The 1282-nt window shown below is 67.3% G+C and carries 2 protein-coding genes; both read left to right on the top strand.

Going from position 1 to position 1282, the window contains the following annotated elements:
* The first annotated feature begins 63 nt into the window (after positions 1-63).
* Entirely contained in the window at positions 64-372 is a 309-nt protein-coding gene (locus ACGF2Y_RS36650; RefSeq protein ID WP_032759650.1) for an IS3 family transposase, read from the top strand.
* On the top strand, positions 369-1241 hold the full coding sequence (locus ACGF2Y_RS36645; RefSeq protein ID WP_032759651.1) for an IS3 family transposase: 873 nt from the start codon (positions 369-371) through the stop codon (positions 1239-1241). The genes ACGF2Y_RS36650 and ACGF2Y_RS36645 overlap by 4 nt, the downstream gene beginning before the upstream one ends.
* Positions 1242-1282: the final 41 nt, after the last annotated feature.

Genomic DNA, 1282 nt, shown 5'->3' with positions numbered 1-1282 from the left:
TGGGCTTGATCCGCTTTGACGGACATTCGAGATCAGGGGTTCGTCCCCGGGAGGATGTCCATCATGGAGAGCATGGGGAAGAAGAAGCCTCGCCCTCGCCGTTCGTTCACGTCTGAGTTCAAGGCCGAGATCGTCGAGCTGTGCCGGCGCGGTGACCGCTCGGTCGGTCAAATAGCCAAGGACTTCGATCTGACCGAGACCGCGGTGCGGGACTGGGTCAAGCAGGCAGAGGTCGACGCGGGCGAGCGTGACGGGCTGACCAGCAGCGAGCGCGAGGAGCTGGCCGCGCTGCGGCGGGAGAACCGCCGCTTGCGGGAGGACGTCGACATCCTCAAGCGGGCCACGGCTTTCTTCGCGAAGGAGACCCGGTGACGGTGCACCCGTTCATCGAGGCGGAGAAGCAGAGCAACCACAATGTCAAGCGCGCGTGTGAACTGCTCAAGGTCTCCCGCACCGCCTTCTACGCCCGCCGCAACGGCACTCCCGGCCCCCGCGCGGTCCGCGACCTGGAGCTGACCGAGAAGATCACCGAAGCCCACGAGAACTCCCGCGGCACCTACGGGGCCCCGCGCGTCCATGCCGTCCTGCAACGCGAGGGCGAGAGATGCGGACGTCGCCGCGTCGCCAGGCTGATGCAGGACGCCGGACTTCAAGGCCGGCACCGCAGGCGGCGACACCTGACCACCGTCCCCGATCCGCGGGCCGCCGCCAGGCCCGACCTCATCGGGCGCGACTTCGCACCCGACCCGGCCGCACTCGACATCCGCTGGTGCGGCGACATCACGTATATCCCGACCGATCAAGGCTGGCTCTACCTGGCCACCGTCATTGACATCGCCTCCCGCCGTGTTGTCGGCTGGGCAACCGCTGATCATCTGCGGACCGACCTGGTCGCCGACGCCCTCAAAGCCGCCTACCGACGGCGCCGCCCCACCCGTCCGGTGATCTTCCACTCGGACCGCGGATGCCAGTACACCAGCCAGCAATTCGCCTCCCTGGCAGCCGAGTTCGACGTCCGGCTATCACTCGGCCGCACTGGACAGTGCTGGGACAACGCCCTCGCCGAGTCCTTCTTCGCCACGATCAAACGGGAACTGCTCGGCACGAAGCCCTGGCCCAGCAGGGCTCTCGCCCGCACCGCGATCTTCGAGTGGATCGAGAGCTGGTACAACTTGCAGCGGCTGCACAGCAGCCTCGGCTACCGCAGTCCCGCCGAGTACGAGACCGCGCTCGCGGCCTGACCACCACACCAATGGTGTCCGTCAAAGCGGAGCAAGCTCAG

Source organism: Streptomyces sp. NPDC048142, assembly GCF_043202835.1.
In the GTDB taxonomy this organism is placed as follows: Bacteria; Actinomycetota; Actinomycetes; order Streptomycetales; family Streptomycetaceae; genus Streptomyces.
The sequence above is the reverse complement of the archived record's forward strand: the minus strand, read 5'-3'. Positions and strand labels throughout refer to the sequence as shown.